The following is a 16,228-nucleotide window of genomic DNA, read 5'->3' as shown; positions in this document are numbered from 1 at the left end:
ATAAGCAGAACTGGATCGCCGCATTCGAGAACACCGGCGGGCGCCCAGGGCGGCCCTCATGCGGCGCGTACCAGGCCATCTCCTTGTCCAGCCAGATCAGCAAAGACCCGCGCTTGCGGAGCGCAGCGTTGTAGGCGGACCAGTTCGTCGTGCGGTAGCGGGCGGGCTTGGGCTTGCTCATGACATCCGTCTAACCCCATGGATTCGTGTTGTGAATCCTCCAACGAGAGAGTTCTGCAACAATGCCGTAAAGAATGCTGATCGGTTTGGAGTTGAGCCTTCTCGGATTGCGATGGGCGGTCATTCAGCCGGCGGCGGGATCACAATGAATGTCGCCTTCGGTTTGCAAACACCATTGGCGGCAGTGTTTCCGCTTTCCGGAACGGACGTTCTGTTTGAGCATGCTGCCGTTGCTCAGTTTGGCAACCTGCCGCCTGCGCTGCTGGTGTACTCACAGTTTGATGAGCATACGCAGCTGGGGCAGTTGCCGGGCATCATAAACCTTATGAAAGACGCGGGCGTCGATTACCAGTTGGCGTGGGTTCCGGGTTTTGCCCACTTTTACCCGCATGGCGCAGTATCGCTGGCCGACGACGGCACGCGAAGTGCCTTGAGCGACCGGATCATCGGCTTTCTGGAAGAGCACCTAAGCGAGTAAGAGGGAGCGCAGTTGATCCATTCAGCACCTGCTGTCGCCAACGACGGTTTTCTCACGCCAATTGCCTAAAGGCTCTCAGCTCATATTAGCAAGGTATGAAACTAGGCCGCCCTGCAAATGTCAGCCGACCGCCCCTGCCCTTCTTCGCGCCTCGCCTGCCCCCAACAAAAAAACCGGCCCCCAAAGGGAGCCGGTCTCTAAATCGTCCAATCCGCGTTTGGATCAGAGGGACATATGGGTGCCCAGGGCTTCCATGTCGGCGAGCAGCTTGGCTGCGTCCTCGACCAACCCGTGCGGCTGGTCTTCCTCTTTCGCGGTCTTGTACATCTCGCGGGCTTCCTCGATCAGGGTGTTCATCTGATCGCGGGTCATCTCGGCCATCGGGATCGCGCGTTCGGCCAGAACCGACAGGCTGTCGCCTGCGATTTCAGCAAAACCGCCGGTCACCAGATACTCCGAGTTGCCTTCGGGGCTTTCGACCTTCAGCACGCCGGGGCGCAGGGTTGTGATGGTCGGCGCGTGCTGAGGCATCGCCGTCATGTCGCCCTCGGCGCCGGGGATCTGAACCGCGCTGGCCTGCAGCGACGCCAGGGCGCGCTCGGGGCTGACGAGGTCGAATTGCATCGTTTGTGCCATTGGGGCCTCCTTTCAGGGTCCCCCCGCACCGCGGGGTGCGGGGGAAAATCCGTTCTTAGGCGGCTTCCGCAGCCATCTTCTCGGCTTTGGCGAGCACTTCGTCGATGCCGCCAACCATGTAGAAGGCGCCTTCGGGCAGGTGATCGTATTCGCCGGCCACAACGGCCTTGAAGGACGAGATGGTGTCTTCCAGCGGAACCTGCACACCGTCAGAGCCGGTGAACACCTTCGCAACGTCGAACGGCTGGGACAGGAAACGCTGGATCTTACGCGCGCGCGCAACGGTCAGCTTGTCCTCTTCCGACAGTTCGTCCATGCCGAGGATGGCGATGATGTCCTGCAGCGACTTGTAGCGCTGGAGGATCTGCTGAACGTCGGAAGCCACTTTGTAGTGCTCTTCGCCAACGATCTGCGGGTCCATCAGGCGCGACGAGGAGTCGAGCGGGTCCACAGCGGGGTAGATGCCGAGCTCGGAGATCGCACGGTTGAGAACGGTGGTCGCGTCCAGGTGGGCAAAGGTGGTTGCCGGTGCCGGGTCGGTAAGGTCGTCCGCGGGAACGTAGACGGCCTGGATCGAGGTGATCGAGCCGTTCTTGGTGGAGGTGATGCGTTCCTGCATCGCGCCCATGTCGGTGGCCAGGGTCGGCTGGTAGCCCACAGCCGAAGGAATACGGCCGAGCAGAGCGGACACCTCAGAACCGGCCTGGGTGAAGCGGAAGATGTTGTCCACGAAGAACAGAACGTCGGTGCCGGACTGGTCGCGGAACTGTTCGGCCAGGGTCAGGCCGGTCAGCGCAACACGGGCACGGGCTCCCGGAGGCTCGTTCATCTGGCCGTAAACCAGGGCCACCTGGGATTCTTCCAGGTTGTCCGGCTTGATCACGTTGGATTCGATCATTTCCCAGTACAGGTCGTTGCCTTCACGGGTCCGTTCGCCAACACCCGCGAACACGGAGAAGCCCGAGTGCACTTTTGCGATGTTGTTGATCAGTTCCATGATGAGAACGGTCTTGCCCACGCCGGCGCCGCCGAACAGGCCGATCTTGCCGCCTTTGGCGTAGGGTGCCAGCAGGTCGATCACCTTGATGCCGGTCACCAGGACTTCGGACTCGGTGGACTGGTCGTTGAATTCCGGTGCCGGCTGGTGGATCGCGCGGGTCTCGGATGCGTTCWCCGGGCCCTTTTCGTCCACCGGCTCACCCACAACGTTCAGGATGCGGCCCAGGGTGGCGTTGCCGACCGGGATCGAGATCGGCGCGCCGGTGTCGGACACGGCCTGACCGCGGACCAGGCCCTCGGTTGCGTCCATTGCGATGGTGCGGACGGTGTTTTCGCCGAGGTGCTGGGCAACTTCCAGAACCAGGGTTTTGCCGTCGTTTTCGGTGTGCAGTGCGTTCAGAATTGCGGGCAGGTGGTCGTCGAACTGGACGTCCACAACGGCGCCGATGATCTGAGTCACCTTGCCTTTTGCTTGTGCCATTTGTTGGTCTCCGGTTGTCTCTTAGAGCGCCTCAGCGCCCGAAATGATTTCAATCAGCTCGTTGGTGATCACGGCCTGACGGGAACGGTTGAACTCGATGGTCAGCTTGTCGATCATCTCGCCCGCGTTGCGGGTCGCGTTGTCCATCGCGCTCATCCGGGCACCCTGTTCGGATGCGCCGTTTTCCAGCAGGCCAGAGAAGATCTGGGTCGCCACGCCGCGCGGCAGCAGGTCCGCCAGGATCTGCTCTTCGCCGGGCTCGTAGTCGTAGACGGCGCCAGAGCTTTCACCTTCCTCGGCCTCAAACGAAGCCGGGATGATCTGCTGCGCGGTCGGGATCTGGGTCACGACGTTGACGAACTCCGAGTAGAAGATCGTGGCAACGTCGAATTCACCAGCGTCGAACCGGGTCAGGATGTCCTTGGCGATCGTCTGCGCGTTGGCATAGCCGATGCGCTTGACTTCGCTGAGGTCCACATGGCCGACGAAATCACTGCCGAGGTCGCGCTTCAGGGCATCGCGGCCCTTCTTGCCGACGGTCAGGATCTTGACCGTCTTGCCCGCGCCTTTCAGCTCGGCCGCCTTTTGGCGGGCGAGCTTGGCAATGTTCGAGTTGAAGCCGCCGCAGAGGCCGCGTTCGGCGGTCATGACCACCAGGAGGTGAACCTGGTCCGAGCCGGTGCCGCGGAGCAGCTTGGGCGCGGAGTCGCTGCCGCCGACCGAGGCCGCCAGCCCTGCCATCACGGCGTTGAACCGCTTGGCGTAGGGCCGGGAATCCTCGGCAGCTTCCTGGGCGCGGCGAAGTTTCGCCGCGGCCACCATTTGCATGGCTTTGGTGATCTTGCGGGTCGATTTGACCGACTCGATCCTGTTTTTAAGGTCTTTGAGAGAAGGCATGTCCCGACTCTCTCCTTATGCGAAGGTGGCGGCGTATTCGTCGATCGCAGCCTTGAGTTTGTCAGCGGCGTCGCCCTTGATCTTGGGATCTTCGTTGGTGATCCAGTCCAGGACGTCTTTGCCTTTGCTGCGCATGTGGGCCAGCAGGCCTGCCTCGTAGCGGCCCACGTCCTTGACGTCGACCTTGTCGAGGTAGCCGTTGGTGCCGGCGAAGATGACGCAGACGATTTCCGCGTTGGTCAGCGGCGAGTACTGCGCCTGCTTCATCAACTCGGTCAGACGGGCGCCACGGGCCAGCAGCTGCTGGGTGGCGGCGTCCAGATCGGAGCCGAACTGCGCGAAGGCAGCCATTTCGCGGTACTGGGCCAGCGACAGTTTAACCGGGCCTGCAACCGAGGACATCGCCTTGGTCTGGGCCGAGGAGCCAACGCGCGAAACCGACAGACCGGTGTTCACGGCGGGGCGGATGCCCTGGTAGAACAGTTCGGTTTCCAGGAAGATCTGGCCGTCGGTGATCGAGATCACGTTGGTCGGAATAAACGCGGACACGTCGCCGCCCTGGGTTTCGATGATCGGCAGCGCGGTCAGCGAGCCGGCACCGAAGTCCTCGTTCAGCTTTGCCGAACGCTCCAGCAGGCGGGAGTGCAGGTAGAAAACGTCGCCCGGATAGGCTTCACGTCCCGGCGGACGGCGCAGCAGCAGCGACATCTGACGGTAGGCAACCGCCTGTTTGGACAGGTCATCATAGATGATCAGCGCGTGGCGGCCGTTGTCGCGGAAGAATTCCGCCATCGCGGTTGCGGCGTAGGGCGCCAGGAACTGCAGCGGTGCCGGGTCGGACGCGGTTGCGGCCACAACGATGGAGTATTCCATCGCGCCGGACTCTTCCAGTTTCTTCACCAGCTGAGCCACGGTGGAGCGCTTCTGGCCAACCGCGACGTAAACGCAGTACAGCTTCTTGCTCTCGTCGTCGCCTGCGGCGTCGTTGTAGGATTTCTGGTTCAGCATCGCGTCCAGAGCAACGGCGGTCTTGCCGGTCTGACGGTCGCCGATGATCAGCTCGCGCTGGCCACGGCCGATCGGGATCATCGCGTCAACCGATTTCAGGCCGGTTGCCATCGGCTCATGCACCGACTTACGCGGGATGATGCCCGGTGCCTTCACGTCGGCAACGCCGCGGGTGACGTCTTCGATCGGGCCCTTGCCGTCCAGCGGGTTGCCCAGGCCGTCAACAACGCGGCCCAGCAGGCCGTTGCCGACCGGAACGTCCACAATCGCGTTGGTGCGCTTGACGGTGTCGCCTTCTTTAATGTCGCGGTCGGAGCCGAAGATCACGATACCGACGTTGTCGGCTTCGAGGTTCAGCGCCATGCCCATGATGCCGCCCGGGAATTCGACCATTTCGCCGGCCTGGACGTTGTCGAGGCCGTAAACGCGGGCAATACCGTCACCGACGGACAGCACGCGGCCGATTTCTGCCACTTCGGCTTCTTGACCAAAATTCTTGATCTGGTCTTTCAGGATCGCAGAAATCTCTGCTGCTTGGATACCCATTTATCCGACCTCTTTCATTGCATTCTGTAGGGAGTTGAGCTTGGAGCGGATCGAGCTGTCGATCATCTTCGAGCCCACTTTAACGACAAGACCGCCGATGATGGAGGCATCGACGGAAGCATTGATGGTAACTTTCTTGCCCACGCGCTCGGCCAGGGTCTTGGCCAGCTTTTCGCTTTGGGTCTTGGTCAGCGCCTTAGCGGAGACCACTTCGGCGGTCACTTCACCGCGGGCGTCAGCCAGGCGGGCGCGCAGCGCCTCGATCAGCGCGGGCAGCACAAACAGGCGGCGCTTGTCGGCCATCAGGGCCAGAGTGTTGCGCAGCACGGGGTCCAGGCCCATCTTGTCTGCCACCGCGGCAATAGCGGCACCCTGCTCTTCGCGCGACACGAGCGGCGAATGAATCAGGCTGTTGAGCTCTTCGCTGTCAGCCAGGGCGGCTGCCAGGTCATTGATGCTGGTTTCAAGGCTGTCGAGCGCCTTGTTCTCTTCCGCGATGTCGAACACCGCCGTGGCATAGCGCGCGGCAATGCCTGCAGAAATCGAAGCTGGTTCGGACACGTCCACCCTTCCGATATGTTTTTGGCCCCGGTTGGCGCACCTGGCGATCAGGAGGCGTCCGGGGGCGTGAGACATCCCCCTTGGCAGCGGGGCGTTGAAATCAGCGTGGGTCTAGCAGAGCGGATGCGACCTATCAACTGCCTATAACGGTAACAGGAAAAAGCATGTTTCATTTACTTTCAATGACTTGCGGCAAGTGCGGCCCTTTGACCACAGATGATTTTTAAAAAAGTGCGGCTGAACTACAGGATTTGGCGATTCCGGAAAGCGGCATTTGCGGCAAAAAACGTCACATATACCTCTCGCACCGCCTGTCCGGGCGGTTCAGAGCGCCGGAGGACAGTTTCAGGGAATCGAAAAAGAGCGGCGCCCGCCCCGGGTACACAGCCTGGCCGCCCCCCAAGGGGCCGGGGACTGGACAAGAACTTACCACCCTGCAAGTATCGCGGTTATTTGACACCTAGTTTCAACCGGAAGGCACAACATGCTTGCAGCAATTATGCTCGCGACTGCCGGCCTCGCCGTTGCAGCAGCAGTAATCGACGCTAACGATGAGGAAGAGGAAGCCGAACAGCCGAAGGAAAGCAGCACACCGCCGGCCGAAGAAGACAGCTTGACGGAAGAAGACGGATTGACCGTTGCCACCGGTGACGCAGAACCTGAGCGGATCGATCCTGAGACCCTCGAAGAAGAATTTGGCGCGAGAGTGTTTGAAGGCACGGAAGAGGACGAGACCGTCTACATAGATGCGGACACCACCAGCGAATTCCTGATCCGTCTCGGCAGCGGCGGCGCGGACACTGTGGTCACGGGGCTTGGCCAAAGCATCAATACCATCGACGAGGAAACGGAAGACGGGGCGGACAGCGCCGACACCGTGCGGCTGATCTACACCCCCGGTCAGCCGGAAGAGGTCTTTGAGCGTTCAGGCGTGCGCGGTTCCTTTCGAATGGATGAAGAGGACACGCTCGAAATCGAATTTCCTGAAGGCAGCGGCGGAACGATTCTGCCGGTCTACTACATCAGCCAGTATTATCCGGCTGACGCCTGCTGTTCCAGCGGAGAAGATCACGCGCTTGAGCTGGTCTACGTCCCGGAAGGCGTCGAATACTCAGAGGAAGACCTTGTTTCCAACTACGATACCAGCTGGCTGGAGCGGGGCATGGTGCCGCTGGCCGAGTTGTACCTGGGCCAGAGCGGCTGGGTGGATTACTCGCATGACGGCGGAACAGTCTACGAATACGACAACATCACCAATCCGCCCGTCCTCCTAAGCGGTCTGAGCTTTGCCCCTCAGATCACAATCGACACAACCTGACGGCAGCCGCACCGGCAGTCGTACCGCGGTCCGCCTCAAGGCAAAGGCAGCGGTCTCACACCGGTTCCGGCATCGGGTTGGAGAGCCCTTCCAGCACCCGGATGCGGCTGGGGGTCTTGGTGCGGGTCATGTGGCCTTTCTGCGGATAGGTCTGCTTGCTGACCTCGACCATGAACACGCCGCCTGCCAGCATCGCGGGCAGCTTGCGGCCCATCTTTTCCAGCATGGCGCCGGATTTCAGCCAGAACCGCTTGTGGCTGGGCAGCCGGTAAAGCGCGGCGGTGTGCTGCTCGATGGCGAACTGATGCTGCCGCAGCTGCCCCTCCAGCTGGCGCAGCGTGTAGGGGCGGCCATAGCCGAAGGGCGTCAGATCGGAGCGTGCCCAGAGGCCGGCCCGGTTCGGCACAATGAAAATCGCGCGCCCGCCCGGGCCCAGCGCCCGCCAGCACTCCTCCAGGAGCTTGCTGGGCCGCTCCGAGGTCTCCAGACCGTGCATCACCACCAGCCGGTCGGCCCGGCCGGTGTCGATGGGCCAGCTGGTCTCCTCGCACAGGACCGAGACGTTTGGCAGGCCTGCAGGCCATTGCATCACCCCCTGCGGCCCCGGCATCAGCGCCATCACCCGGCGCGCTTCCGGCAGGTAGGGGCGCAACAGCGGCGCGGCAAAGCCGAAGCCCGCCACGGTCAAACCCTCTGCCTCCGGCCACAGCTCCAGCAGGCGGCCGCGGATTGAGGCCTGCGCCGCACGCCCCAGGGTGCTGCGGTAGTAGAAGTTCCTGAGATCCTGAACATCAAGATGCATTGCGGGCGCCTGCTGCTTCGGCCAATCTGGGCGCAGTTTAGCAATGTAAAGGCGAATGACCATGCCTCTTGAGATCATCACCCTGCCCTGTCTGTCGGATAACTATGCCTTTTTGATCCATAATCCGGCCTCGGGTGAGACCGCGCTGGTGGATGCGCCTGAGGCAGGCGCCATCAAGGCCGCCCTGTCTGAGCGCGGCTGGAAGCTGGACTGGATACTGCTGACCCATCACCACTGGGACCACGTCGATGGTGCAGCCAAACTCCAGATGGAATTTAATGCCAAAATCATTGGGGCGGCCACCGATGCGCACCGGCTGCCAGAGCTGGACCTGGCACTGGAGGACGGCAGCACGTTCACCCTGCTAGGCGAGGAGGTGCAGGTGATGGATGTATCCGGCCACACGGTCGGCCATATCGCCTTTTACATGCCCGGCGCCGAGGCGGTTTTCACCGCCGACAGCCTGATGGCACTGGGATGCGGGCGGCTGTTTGAAGGCACGCCGCAGCAGATGTGGGCAAGCCTCTCGAAACTTGCCGCGCTGCCGCCGCAAACTATGGTTTATTCAGGACATGAGTACACCCAAACTAACGGTGCCTTTGCGGTCACCGTGGACCCCGGCAACCCGGCGTTGCAGGCACGGGTGAGCGATATCGCAAAGGCCCGGGAAAACGATACCCCCACGGTGCCGTCCTCCCTGCAATTGGAACTTGACACCAATCCGTTCCTGCGTGCCGGCGACAGTGCCGTGAGAGCCAATCTGGGCATGCAAGACGCTGAAGATGCAGAGGTTTTTGCTGAAATCCGCAAGCGCAAAGACAATTTCTGAGCCAATCAAGTGTATCGGGGCGCAACAGGGAGAAAATAATTGTGACCCCAAAATGAAGAAAAGACCTTGAAGCCGGCGCTCTATCAACCAAACTCTAACCTTATAAGCACATGGTTGAACTGAGGGGTTGGTTAATACCGCCCCACCGGCCAACCCAAGATCAGAGGAGCACGCCCGTGCCTTCATTCTCGAGCACCCTGGAACAGGCCATTCACGCAGCGCTGGCGCTGGCGAATGAACGCCGTCATGAATTCGCAACCCTGGAACATCTGCTTCTGGCCCTGATCGATGAGCCCGACGCGGCCCGCGTGATGCGCGCCTGCAGTGTCGACCTCTCGGAATTGCGATCATCGCTGGTCGAGTTCGTGGATGAGGATCTTGCCAACCTTGTGACCGATATCGACGGATCGGAGGCGGTGCCGACCGCGGCCTTCCAGCGCGTCATCCAGCGCGCCGCAATCCACGTCCAGAGTTCGGGGCGGACTGAGGTAACGGGGGCGAATGTGCTGGTCGCCATCTTTGCCGAGCGCGAGAGCGATGCCGCCTATTTCCTGCAAGATCAGGAGATGACCCGCTATGACGCGGTGAACTTCATTGCCCATGGTGTCGCCAAGGACCCGGCCTACGGGGAATCCCGTCCGGTGACCGGCGCGACCGAGCAGGAAGAAGACAACCTGACCGCGGCGCCCGAGGGCGAGAAGAAAGAGTCGGCACTGGCGAAATACTGCGTCGATCTGAACGCGAAATCCCGTGACGGCGACATCGACCCGCTGATCGGCCGCGACCATGAGGTGGAGCGCTGCATCCAGGTGCTGTGCCGCCGCCGCAAGAACAACCCGCTGCTGGTGGGCGACCCCGGTGTCGGCAAGACCGCCATCGCCGAGGGCCTGGCGCGCCGCATCGTGTCCGGCGAGACACCGGAGATCCTGTCCGAAACCACCATCTACTCGCTCGACATGGGCGCTTTGCTGGCGGGCACCCGTTACCGCGGCGATTTCGAGGAACGGCTGAAGGCCGTGGTTTCCGAACTGGAGGAGCATCCGGATGCGGTGCTGTTCATCGACGAAATCCACACCGTGATCGGTGCCGGCGCCACCTCCGGCGGCGCGATGGATGCGTCCAACCTGCTGAAACCTGCGCTGCAAGGCGGCAAGCTGCGCACCATGGGCTCCACCACCTACAAGGAGTTCCGCCAGCATTTCGAGAAGGACCGCGCGCTGAGCCGCCGGTTCCAGAAAATCGACGTGAACGAGCCGACAGTGGAAGATTCCATCGAGATCCTGAAGGGGCTCAAACCCTATTTCGAGGAGCATCACGGCATCAAGTTCACCTCTGACGCGATTAAGACCGCGGTGGAGCTCTCGGCGCGCTATATCAATGACCGCAAGCTGCCGGACAAGGCGATCGACGTCATCGACGAGGCCGGCGCGGCGCAGCATCTGATCATCGAGAGCAAGCGCCGCAAGACCATCGGCGTCAAGGAGATCGAGGCTGTTGTGGCAAAGATCGCCCGCATCCCGCCCAAGAACGTCTCCAAGGACGATGCCGAGGTGCTGAAGGATCTGGAGAAGTCGCTGAAACGCGTGGTCTTCGGCCAGGACGATGCGATCACTGCCCTGTCGAGCGCCATCAAGCTGGCCCGTGCCGGGCTGCGCGAACCGGAAAAGCCAATCGGCAACTACCTGTTTGCAGGCCCCACCGGCGTCGGCAAGACCGAGGTCGCGAAACAGCTGGCGGATCAGCTGGGCGTCGAGCTGCTGCGCTTCGACATGTCGGAATACATGGAGAAACATGCGGTCTCCCGCCTGATCGGCGCGCCTCCGGGCTATGTCGGCTTTGATCAGGGCGGCCTGCTGACCGACGGTGTCGACCAGCATCCGCACTGCGTGCTGCTGCTGGACGAGATCGAGAAGGCGCACCCGGATGTCTACAACATCCTGCTGCAGGTGATGGACAACGGCCAGTTGACCGACCACAACGGCCGCACCGTCAATTTCCGCAACGTGATCCTGATCATGACCTCCAACGCAGGGGCAGCCGAGCAGGCGAAATCCGCCATCGGCTTTGGCCGCGACCGCCGCGAGGGCGAGGACACCGCCGCCATCGAGCGCACCTTCACGCCGGAGTTCCGCAACCGCCTGGATGCGGTGATCTCCTTCGCGCCGCTGGGCAAAGAGGTGATCCTGCAGGTGGTCGAGAAGTTCGTCCTGCAGCTGGAGGCGCAGCTGATGGACCGCAATGTCTCTATCGAGCTGACCCGCAAGGCAGCCGAGTGGCTGGCCGAGAAAGGCTATGACGACCGCATGGGCGCACGTCCGCTGGGCCGGGTCATTCAGGAGCACATCAAGAAGCCGCTGGCCGAGGAGCTGCTTTTCGGCAAGCTGACCAAGGGCGGCGTGGTCCAGGTCGGCATCAAGGACGGCAAGCTGGACCTGCGTCTGGAAGGCCCGAGCAAGCCGCGGATCTCCGGCGACAAGCCGCCGCTTCTGACCGCGGACTGATGCGCCTTGCAGCGCTGATGACAGTTCTATCGCTCGCCGCGCCAGCCGCGGCGGGCGATTTCCGTTTGCAGTTTCCGCTGGATTGCACACTGGGCGAGAACTGCCGCATCCAGCAGTTCGTGGACCGCGACCCCGGCAAGGGGGCCACGGATTTCACCTGCGGCACGCTCAGCTATGACGGGCACAAGGGCACCGATATCGCCCTGCCCTACCTGTCGGACATGCAGGCAGGCGTGCAGGTGCGTGCCGCAGCGGACGGGGTTGTGCTGGGCACCCGCAATACAATGGCGGACCAGTATGCCACAGCGGGCAATGCAGACAGCATCGACGGCAAGGAATGCGGCAACGGCGTGGTGCTGCGCCATGGCGGCGGCTGGGAGACCCAGTACTGCCACATGAAGCGCGGCTCGGTTCTGGTGGAGAACGGCCAGAAGGTGAAGGCCGGCGATGTGCTGGGCGAGGTCGGGCTATCGGGCAAGACCCAGTTCCCGCATCTGCATCTGTCGGTGCGCAAGGACGGTGCGGTTGTGGATCCGTTTTCCCCGGGCGCACTGGACACCTGCGGCAGCCCCGCAGCGCGCACACTTTGGGCCGATCCCCTGCCCTACCAGCCCGGCGGGCTGATCGGAGCAGGTTTTTCCACTGCCGTTCCGGAGTTCGACGCAATTCAGGCCGGCACCGCCAATCAGGCGCCGCTGGCTGCGGATGCGCCTGCACTGGTGTTCTGGGCCTATGCCTATGGCAGCCAGGCCGGCGACCGGCTGGAACTGAACGTAACAGGGCCGGGCGGCGAGCTGCTCTCCCACAGCGAAGCGCTGGAGCGGACACAGGCGCAGTTGTTCCGCGCCGCCGGGCGGCGCCTGCGCGGCGGGCAATGGCCTGCGGGCAGCTATACCGGCGTGGCCCGGCTGCTCCGGGACGGTCAGGAGATTGCCCGCTTCGCCCGCAGCATGACTGTCGCGGCCCAATAATAACGCAGCCCGGAAACCCGGCCTGCAGCCGCGGCGCGGCTGCCACGCCCAACGGGCGCAGCCGCCCTTGCAGGGCGGATTGGCGCCGGGCGGGAGCCTCCCGCGCCTGCATATGGTGCTTGGTCTGACGCCGGAATTCCACCTGCTGGATTTGATAAAGCCCGCATCCGCAATAGTTTATAGCTAGCCCTGCTGCCCGGCGGGGCCGCAACCCGCGTGTAACTAGTAGCTTGTCTCCATTAGTGAAGCGGGTTGCACCTTGCTGTGGCCGACGGACAGGCCGGCGCCGGCTGCCAGCAGCCAGACCGTGTGGTCATCTGGCACGGCTATCCGGAGTGGTTACCCGGTTCATTTTTCAGTGAATTTCAGCTCGATCCGGCGGTTTTGCGCACGCGCCTCCGGCGTGTCTGCCGGGTTCACCGGCTGGTACTCCCCGAAACCATTGGCCGCCAGCCGCGAGGGCGGCACGCCCAGCGCCTCAACCATGTAGCGCACGACAGACAGCGCCCTGCCCTGGCTGAGCTCCCAGTTGTCGGCAAATTTCGGATGCACCCCCAAGGGCGTATTGTCGGTGTGCCCGTCGACCCGGATGATCCAGTTGATTTCCGGCGGGATCGCCGTCACCACGCTTTGCAGGATCGACACCACCTTGGCAATTTCCACCCGTCCCTCCGGCGACAGGGTCGCGCTGCCCGGCTGGAACAGCACCTCGGAGGCAAAGACGAAACGGTCGCCCTGGATGCGCACGCCCTCTTGGGTGCCCAGAAGGTCGCGCAGGCGCCCGAAGAATTCTGAGCGGTAGCGCTCCAGGTCCTGCGCCTTGGCAGTGAGCGCCTCAGCTTCGGCCTCCAGCCGCTTGCGCTCCTGCTCTTCCAGCAGCCGGCGCTTGCGTTCCTCGGATGCGGCGCGGGCAAGGGCCGCGTTCAGGTCCTGGCCCAGGTTCTGCAGCTGCACCTGCTGCGCCGCGTCGCGGGCCTGGTAGTCGTCCAGAATGGCCTGCAATCCGCCGAGCTGTTCACGCAGGGCCGCGACCTGCTGATTGAGCAGCGCAGTTTCGCGGCGGGCCTCCTCTGACACCGCCTGTTCTTGTGACAGCGCGTCGCGCGCTTGCGCCAGCAAAGCGGCGCGTTCTTCGGCCTGGGTCAGCTGCTCAGCGGCGCTGGCTTCTGCGGTTTCCTGCGCAGCCACCGCAGCGAGCAGCCGCTGGCGCAGGACGTCCAGGTCTTCGGCCTGCGTTTCCGCTGCGGTTAGGGCCGCCCTGGCCTCGGCGAGCTCGGCAGCCAGCCGTCCGGCCTCGGCGTCGGAGCCTGCCCGGGCAGCCTCCAGCTCAGAGAGCTGGGCGTCCAGCTGTTTTTTTGCAGCCTCAGCGGCGGCCAGCAGGGTCAGGGTGTCCTCCGCCTGCTGCCGCTGCGCCTCCAGCGCCAGGGTCATGGCGGTCAGTTCCGCATCCGCCGACTGCAGTTTTTTGCGCAGGGCTTCGGCAGCGGCGGCCTCGACCAAGCGGGCGGATTCCTCGGCGCTCAACTGTTCTTGAAGCCCAGCGATTTCCTCGGTTTTCGCAGCCTCTTCCGTCTCCAGGCTGGCGATCAGTGCTTCCATCGCCTCGCGCTCGGCTGCTGCCAGCCGGGCCGCCTCTGCCTGGGCATCAATCTCACCGCGGGCCTGGGCAAGTGCGAGGTTCAGGGCTTCCTGTTCGCTCAGCAGCGCGGCGCGAGCGGCCTCCAGGGTTTCGCGTTCCGCACTCAGATCCGCGACCCGCGCCTGGGCGGCGTCGCGGCTGGCGATCAGGGCGGCGACCTGGGCCTCGAAACTGGTGATGCGACTGGCAGCCTCTGCCAGCTCGCCGGCCTGGCGGTCGCGTTCAGCCGTCAGCGAGGTGATCAGGCTGCGGGCCTGCGCCAGATCCTGTTCGGCCGTGTTGAGGGTCGAAGTCAGCGCCCCCAGCCGGGCGTTCAGGCGGCTGTTCTCGCGTTCCTCCAGCCCCAGCGCTGAGGCCAGTGCGCTGACTTCTGCGGACAGTTCATCCAGCTGGCTTTCCTGTCCGGTGATGGTTTCGCGCAGCACGAATTGCACCACCATGAAGATGGTCAGCACGAACATCAAAACCAGCAGCAGCCCGGTCATTGCATCGACGAACCCGGGCCAGATCGAGGCCTGGAACCGTTGTCCTGTACGCCGGGAAAGGGCCATACTTTATTCCCCCGGGCCCCGGTCCGGCAGACCGCCGCGGGACAGTCCGCGCGGGCGCGCGAAGGCCTTGATCATCAGGTCGATATCCTTGCGCAGTTCGGCCAGGCTTTCCTGGCGGCCTGCGGAGATTTCTTCGAGGATGCGCAGCATTTGCACGTCGATCGAGCGCAGCCGCATCCGGCTTTCGGCGTCGATACCGCCGTGCTCTCCCTGCGCGCGCAGGATCTCGGTCAGAGCCTCCTGCCCCACAGCAACCCGGTCCAGCGCCGCGGTGATGGTGCCGGTCTGATCCTGGCGGCGGTTCATCTCCTGGATGGTTTCCACCAGCTCTGTCAGCCGCTGGTCCACCGCCGCGCGGCCTTCGGCGGTCTCGACAAACATTTCCTGCAGCATCTCCATCTGCTCGGCCATGGTGTCGAGCACCTGGGAAACCACGCCACTGTCACCCGTGCCCTCCTCGCCCGAGGAGAAGCTGACGCGGGTGATGGAGGAAAGCCATTCCTCCAGCTCGCGATAAAAGCGGTTCTGGCCGTGGCCCGCAAACAGCTCCAACAGGCCGACGATCAGCGACCCCGCAAGGCCCAGAAGCGAGGAGGCGAAGGCCACGCCCATGCCGCCCAGCTGTGCCTCAAGGCCTGTCATCAGGCGGTTGAAGACCGACAGACCCTCTTCACCTTCCTGCGGCGCAAGGCTGCGGATGGTGTCGACAACGGCAGGGACCGTTGTGGCCAGCCCGTAGAACGTGCCGAGAAGGCCCAGGAAAATCAGCAGGTTGACGATGTAGCGGGTAATTTCGCGGTCTTCGTCAATACGGCTGGCCACCGAGTCCAGTATGGAGCGGGTGGAGGCAGAGCCCAGCTGCATCCGGGCGCTGCGAGATCCCAGAAGCGAGGCCAGAGGTGCCAGTATCGACGGCGGGCGGCGGTGCTCCTGATTGTCGCCGCCGGCGAAGCGTTCGATCCAGCGCACCGAGCCAATGAGCTGCAGAACCTGCCAGAAGCAGGCCAGCACCCCGATCACGAAAACAAAGACGATGAAGCCGTTGAGCCACGGATTGGCCTGGAATACCGGCAGCACCCGCGGCAGCGCCACAAAGGCGCCAAACCCCGAAAGCCCCAGCGCGATCAGCATCATGATGATCTGCCGCACCGGCTGGGAGAATTGCGGCCGGGTCTTGCGGTCTGGCTGCGCCATATTGCCTGGCTCCTGACACTTTTGACTGCTCGTGTTGCCCCGCAGCCTATAAGCAAAGTGTCAAAAGCGCCAAGGCTTTATGCGGTGATTTCCCGCACCCGGCCCGCCAGCCAGTCCAAGTCATTGTCATGCAGGCCGATCTCGGCCAGATGTTCGGCGGTGTTGTATAGGTATTCGGTGTTGGGACCGCGGCCGCCCACGGCATGGGCGATGATCTGCGCCTGCTCCTCAAGGCTGAGCCCGCCGCAGTACTGCACATGATGCGGGTCGATCACGTAGGTAACCGCGGTAACCATGGAGCCATCCGCCAGTTCGACTTCCAGGTCGCGCTCCAGATAAGCCGAAGAGATCAGCTCGCGCTCGCGCAGCTCTGCCAGGGTCTGTTCCTCGTGGCCGGCCTCGACCGCCAGGGCAATGCCCTTGCAGTGGGCGTCCGCGACCGCATCCAGCGCCAGCACCAGGCCCGGCTTCTCCTCGCTGCCGCGATGGTGGATCGAGGACATGCAAAAGGAGCGGGCATAACCGTGCAGCACCGCGACCTCGCGCCGGGCCACCGGGAAACCGGGGTTCCAAAGAAGTGATCCGTATCCGAATACCCACATTGTCATGTCGTCTGGCCCTTTCCGTGCCCTCCCTA

Annotated in this window: 15 protein-coding genes; 5 read left to right on the top strand and 10 right to left on the bottom strand. The window is 63.2% G+C overall.

The window, feature by feature from the left end:
* Nucleotides 1-181: transposase (locus tag A9D60_RS17965; protein WP_065269781.1), on the bottom strand; the 181-nt coding region annotated here is incomplete at its 3' end.
* 144 nt (nt 182-325) lie between these two features.
* Between A9D60_RS17965 and A9D60_RS26195 the strand changes: the two genes are divergently transcribed.
* Complete coding sequence (locus tag A9D60_RS26195; protein ID WP_368072352.1) at nt 326-658, top strand: hypothetical protein; 333 nt, start codon at nt 326-328, stop codon at nt 656-658.
* Nucleotides 659-880: 222 nt separating this feature from the next.
* On the opposite strand, the gene A9D60_RS17955 is transcribed toward A9D60_RS26195, so the two are convergent.
* Genes A9D60_RS17955 through A9D60_RS17935 form a run of 5 tightly spaced genes read right to left on the bottom strand, consistent with a single transcriptional unit; the run spans nt 881 to nt 5,786 of the window.
* Complete coding sequence (locus tag A9D60_RS17955; protein WP_065268857.1) at nt 881-1,294, bottom strand: F0F1 ATP synthase subunit epsilon; 414 nt, start codon at nt 1,292-1,294, stop codon at nt 881-883.
* Nucleotides 1,295-1,349: 55 nt separating this feature from the next.
* On the bottom strand, nt 1,350-2,774 hold the full coding sequence (gene atpD, locus A9D60_RS17950) for a F0F1 ATP synthase subunit beta (RefSeq protein WP_065268856.1): 1,425 nt from the start codon (nt 2,772-2,774) through the stop codon (nt 1,350-1,352).
* 21 nt (nt 2,775-2,795) lie between these two features.
* On the bottom strand, nt 2,796-3,671 hold the full coding sequence (locus tag A9D60_RS17945; RefSeq protein ID WP_065268855.1) for a F0F1 ATP synthase subunit gamma: 876 nt from the start codon (nt 3,669-3,671) through the stop codon (nt 2,796-2,798).
* A 15-nt stretch (nt 3,672-3,686) separates the two neighbouring features.
* Nucleotides 3,687-5,225 carry a F0F1 ATP synthase subunit alpha gene (gene atpA, locus A9D60_RS17940; protein ID WP_039185841.1) on the bottom strand — a complete coding sequence of 513 codons (1,539 nt, stop codon included), beginning with the start codon at nt 5,223-5,225 and terminating at the stop codon, nt 3,687-3,689.
* Nucleotides 5,226-5,786 (bottom strand): F0F1 ATP synthase subunit delta, encoded by a 561-nt coding sequence (locus tag A9D60_RS17935; RefSeq protein ID WP_065268854.1) that lies wholly within the window; start codon nt 5,784-5,786, stop codon nt 5,226-5,228.
* A gap of 499 nt (nt 5,787-6,285) precedes the next feature.
* Between A9D60_RS17935 and A9D60_RS17930 the strand changes: the two genes are divergently transcribed.
* Nucleotides 6,286-7,104: a hypothetical protein gene (locus tag A9D60_RS17930; RefSeq protein ID WP_175392981.1), complete on the top strand. Its 819-nt coding sequence runs from the start codon at nt 6,286-6,288 to the stop codon at nt 7,102-7,104.
* 55 nt (nt 7,105-7,159) lie between these two features.
* On the opposite strand, the gene A9D60_RS17925 is transcribed toward A9D60_RS17930, so the two are convergent.
* Complete coding sequence (locus tag A9D60_RS17925; RefSeq protein ID WP_065268852.1) at nt 7,160-7,906, bottom strand: methyltransferase domain-containing protein; 747 nt, start codon at nt 7,904-7,906, stop codon at nt 7,160-7,162.
* Between the two features lie 55 nt (nt 7,907-7,961).
* On the opposite strand from A9D60_RS17925, the gene gloB reads away from it, so the two are divergent.
* The 3 genes from gloB (at nt 7,962) to A9D60_RS17910 (ending at nt 12,207) form a co-directional block, all read left to right on the top strand.
* On the top strand, nt 7,962-8,735 hold the full coding sequence (gene gloB / locus A9D60_RS17920) for a hydroxyacylglutathione hydrolase (protein WP_065268851.1): 774 nt from the start codon (nt 7,962-7,964) through the stop codon (nt 8,733-8,735).
* A 176-nt stretch (nt 8,736-8,911) separates the two neighbouring features.
* The gene (clpA, locus tag A9D60_RS17915) at nt 8,912-11,236 is read left to right on the top strand and encodes an ATP-dependent Clp protease ATP-binding subunit ClpA (protein WP_065268850.1); all 2,325 of its coding nucleotides are present in this window, start codon (nt 8,912-8,914) and stop codon (nt 11,234-11,236) included.
* On the top strand, nt 11,236-12,207 hold the full coding sequence (locus A9D60_RS17910) for a M23 family metallopeptidase (protein WP_065268849.1): 972 nt from the start codon (nt 11,236-11,238) through the stop codon (nt 12,205-12,207). Before clpA ends, A9D60_RS17910 begins: the two co-directional genes overlap by 1 nt.
* 348 nt (nt 12,208-12,555) lie before the next feature.
* Here the strand turns inward: A9D60_RS17910 and A9D60_RS17905 are convergent, their stop codons facing one another.
* From A9D60_RS17905 to A9D60_RS17895, 3 genes are all read right to left on the bottom strand, one after another.
* The gene (locus tag A9D60_RS17905; RefSeq protein WP_065268848.1) at nt 12,556-14,397 is read right to left on the bottom strand and encodes a peptidoglycan -binding protein; all 1,842 of its coding nucleotides are present in this window, start codon (nt 14,395-14,397) and stop codon (nt 12,556-12,558) included.
* A gap of 3 nt (nt 14,398-14,400) precedes the next feature.
* Complete coding sequence (locus A9D60_RS17900; RefSeq protein ID WP_065268847.1) at nt 14,401-15,591, bottom strand: biopolymer transporter ExbB; 1,191 nt, start codon at nt 15,589-15,591, stop codon at nt 14,401-14,403.
* Between the two features lie 77 nt (nt 15,592-15,668).
* Entirely contained in the window at nt 15,669-16,199 is a 531-nt protein-coding gene (locus A9D60_RS17895; protein WP_065268846.1) for a gamma-glutamylcyclotransferase, read from the bottom strand.
* Nucleotides 16,200-16,228 lie beyond the last annotated feature (29 nt).

The organism is Leisingera sp. JC1 (assembly GCF_001679925.1).
Classification (GTDB): domain Bacteria; phylum Pseudomonadota; class Alphaproteobacteria; order Rhodobacterales; family Rhodobacteraceae; genus Leisingera.
Note: the sequence above shows the minus strand (reverse complement) of the source record. Positions and strands in the feature narration are given on the sequence as shown.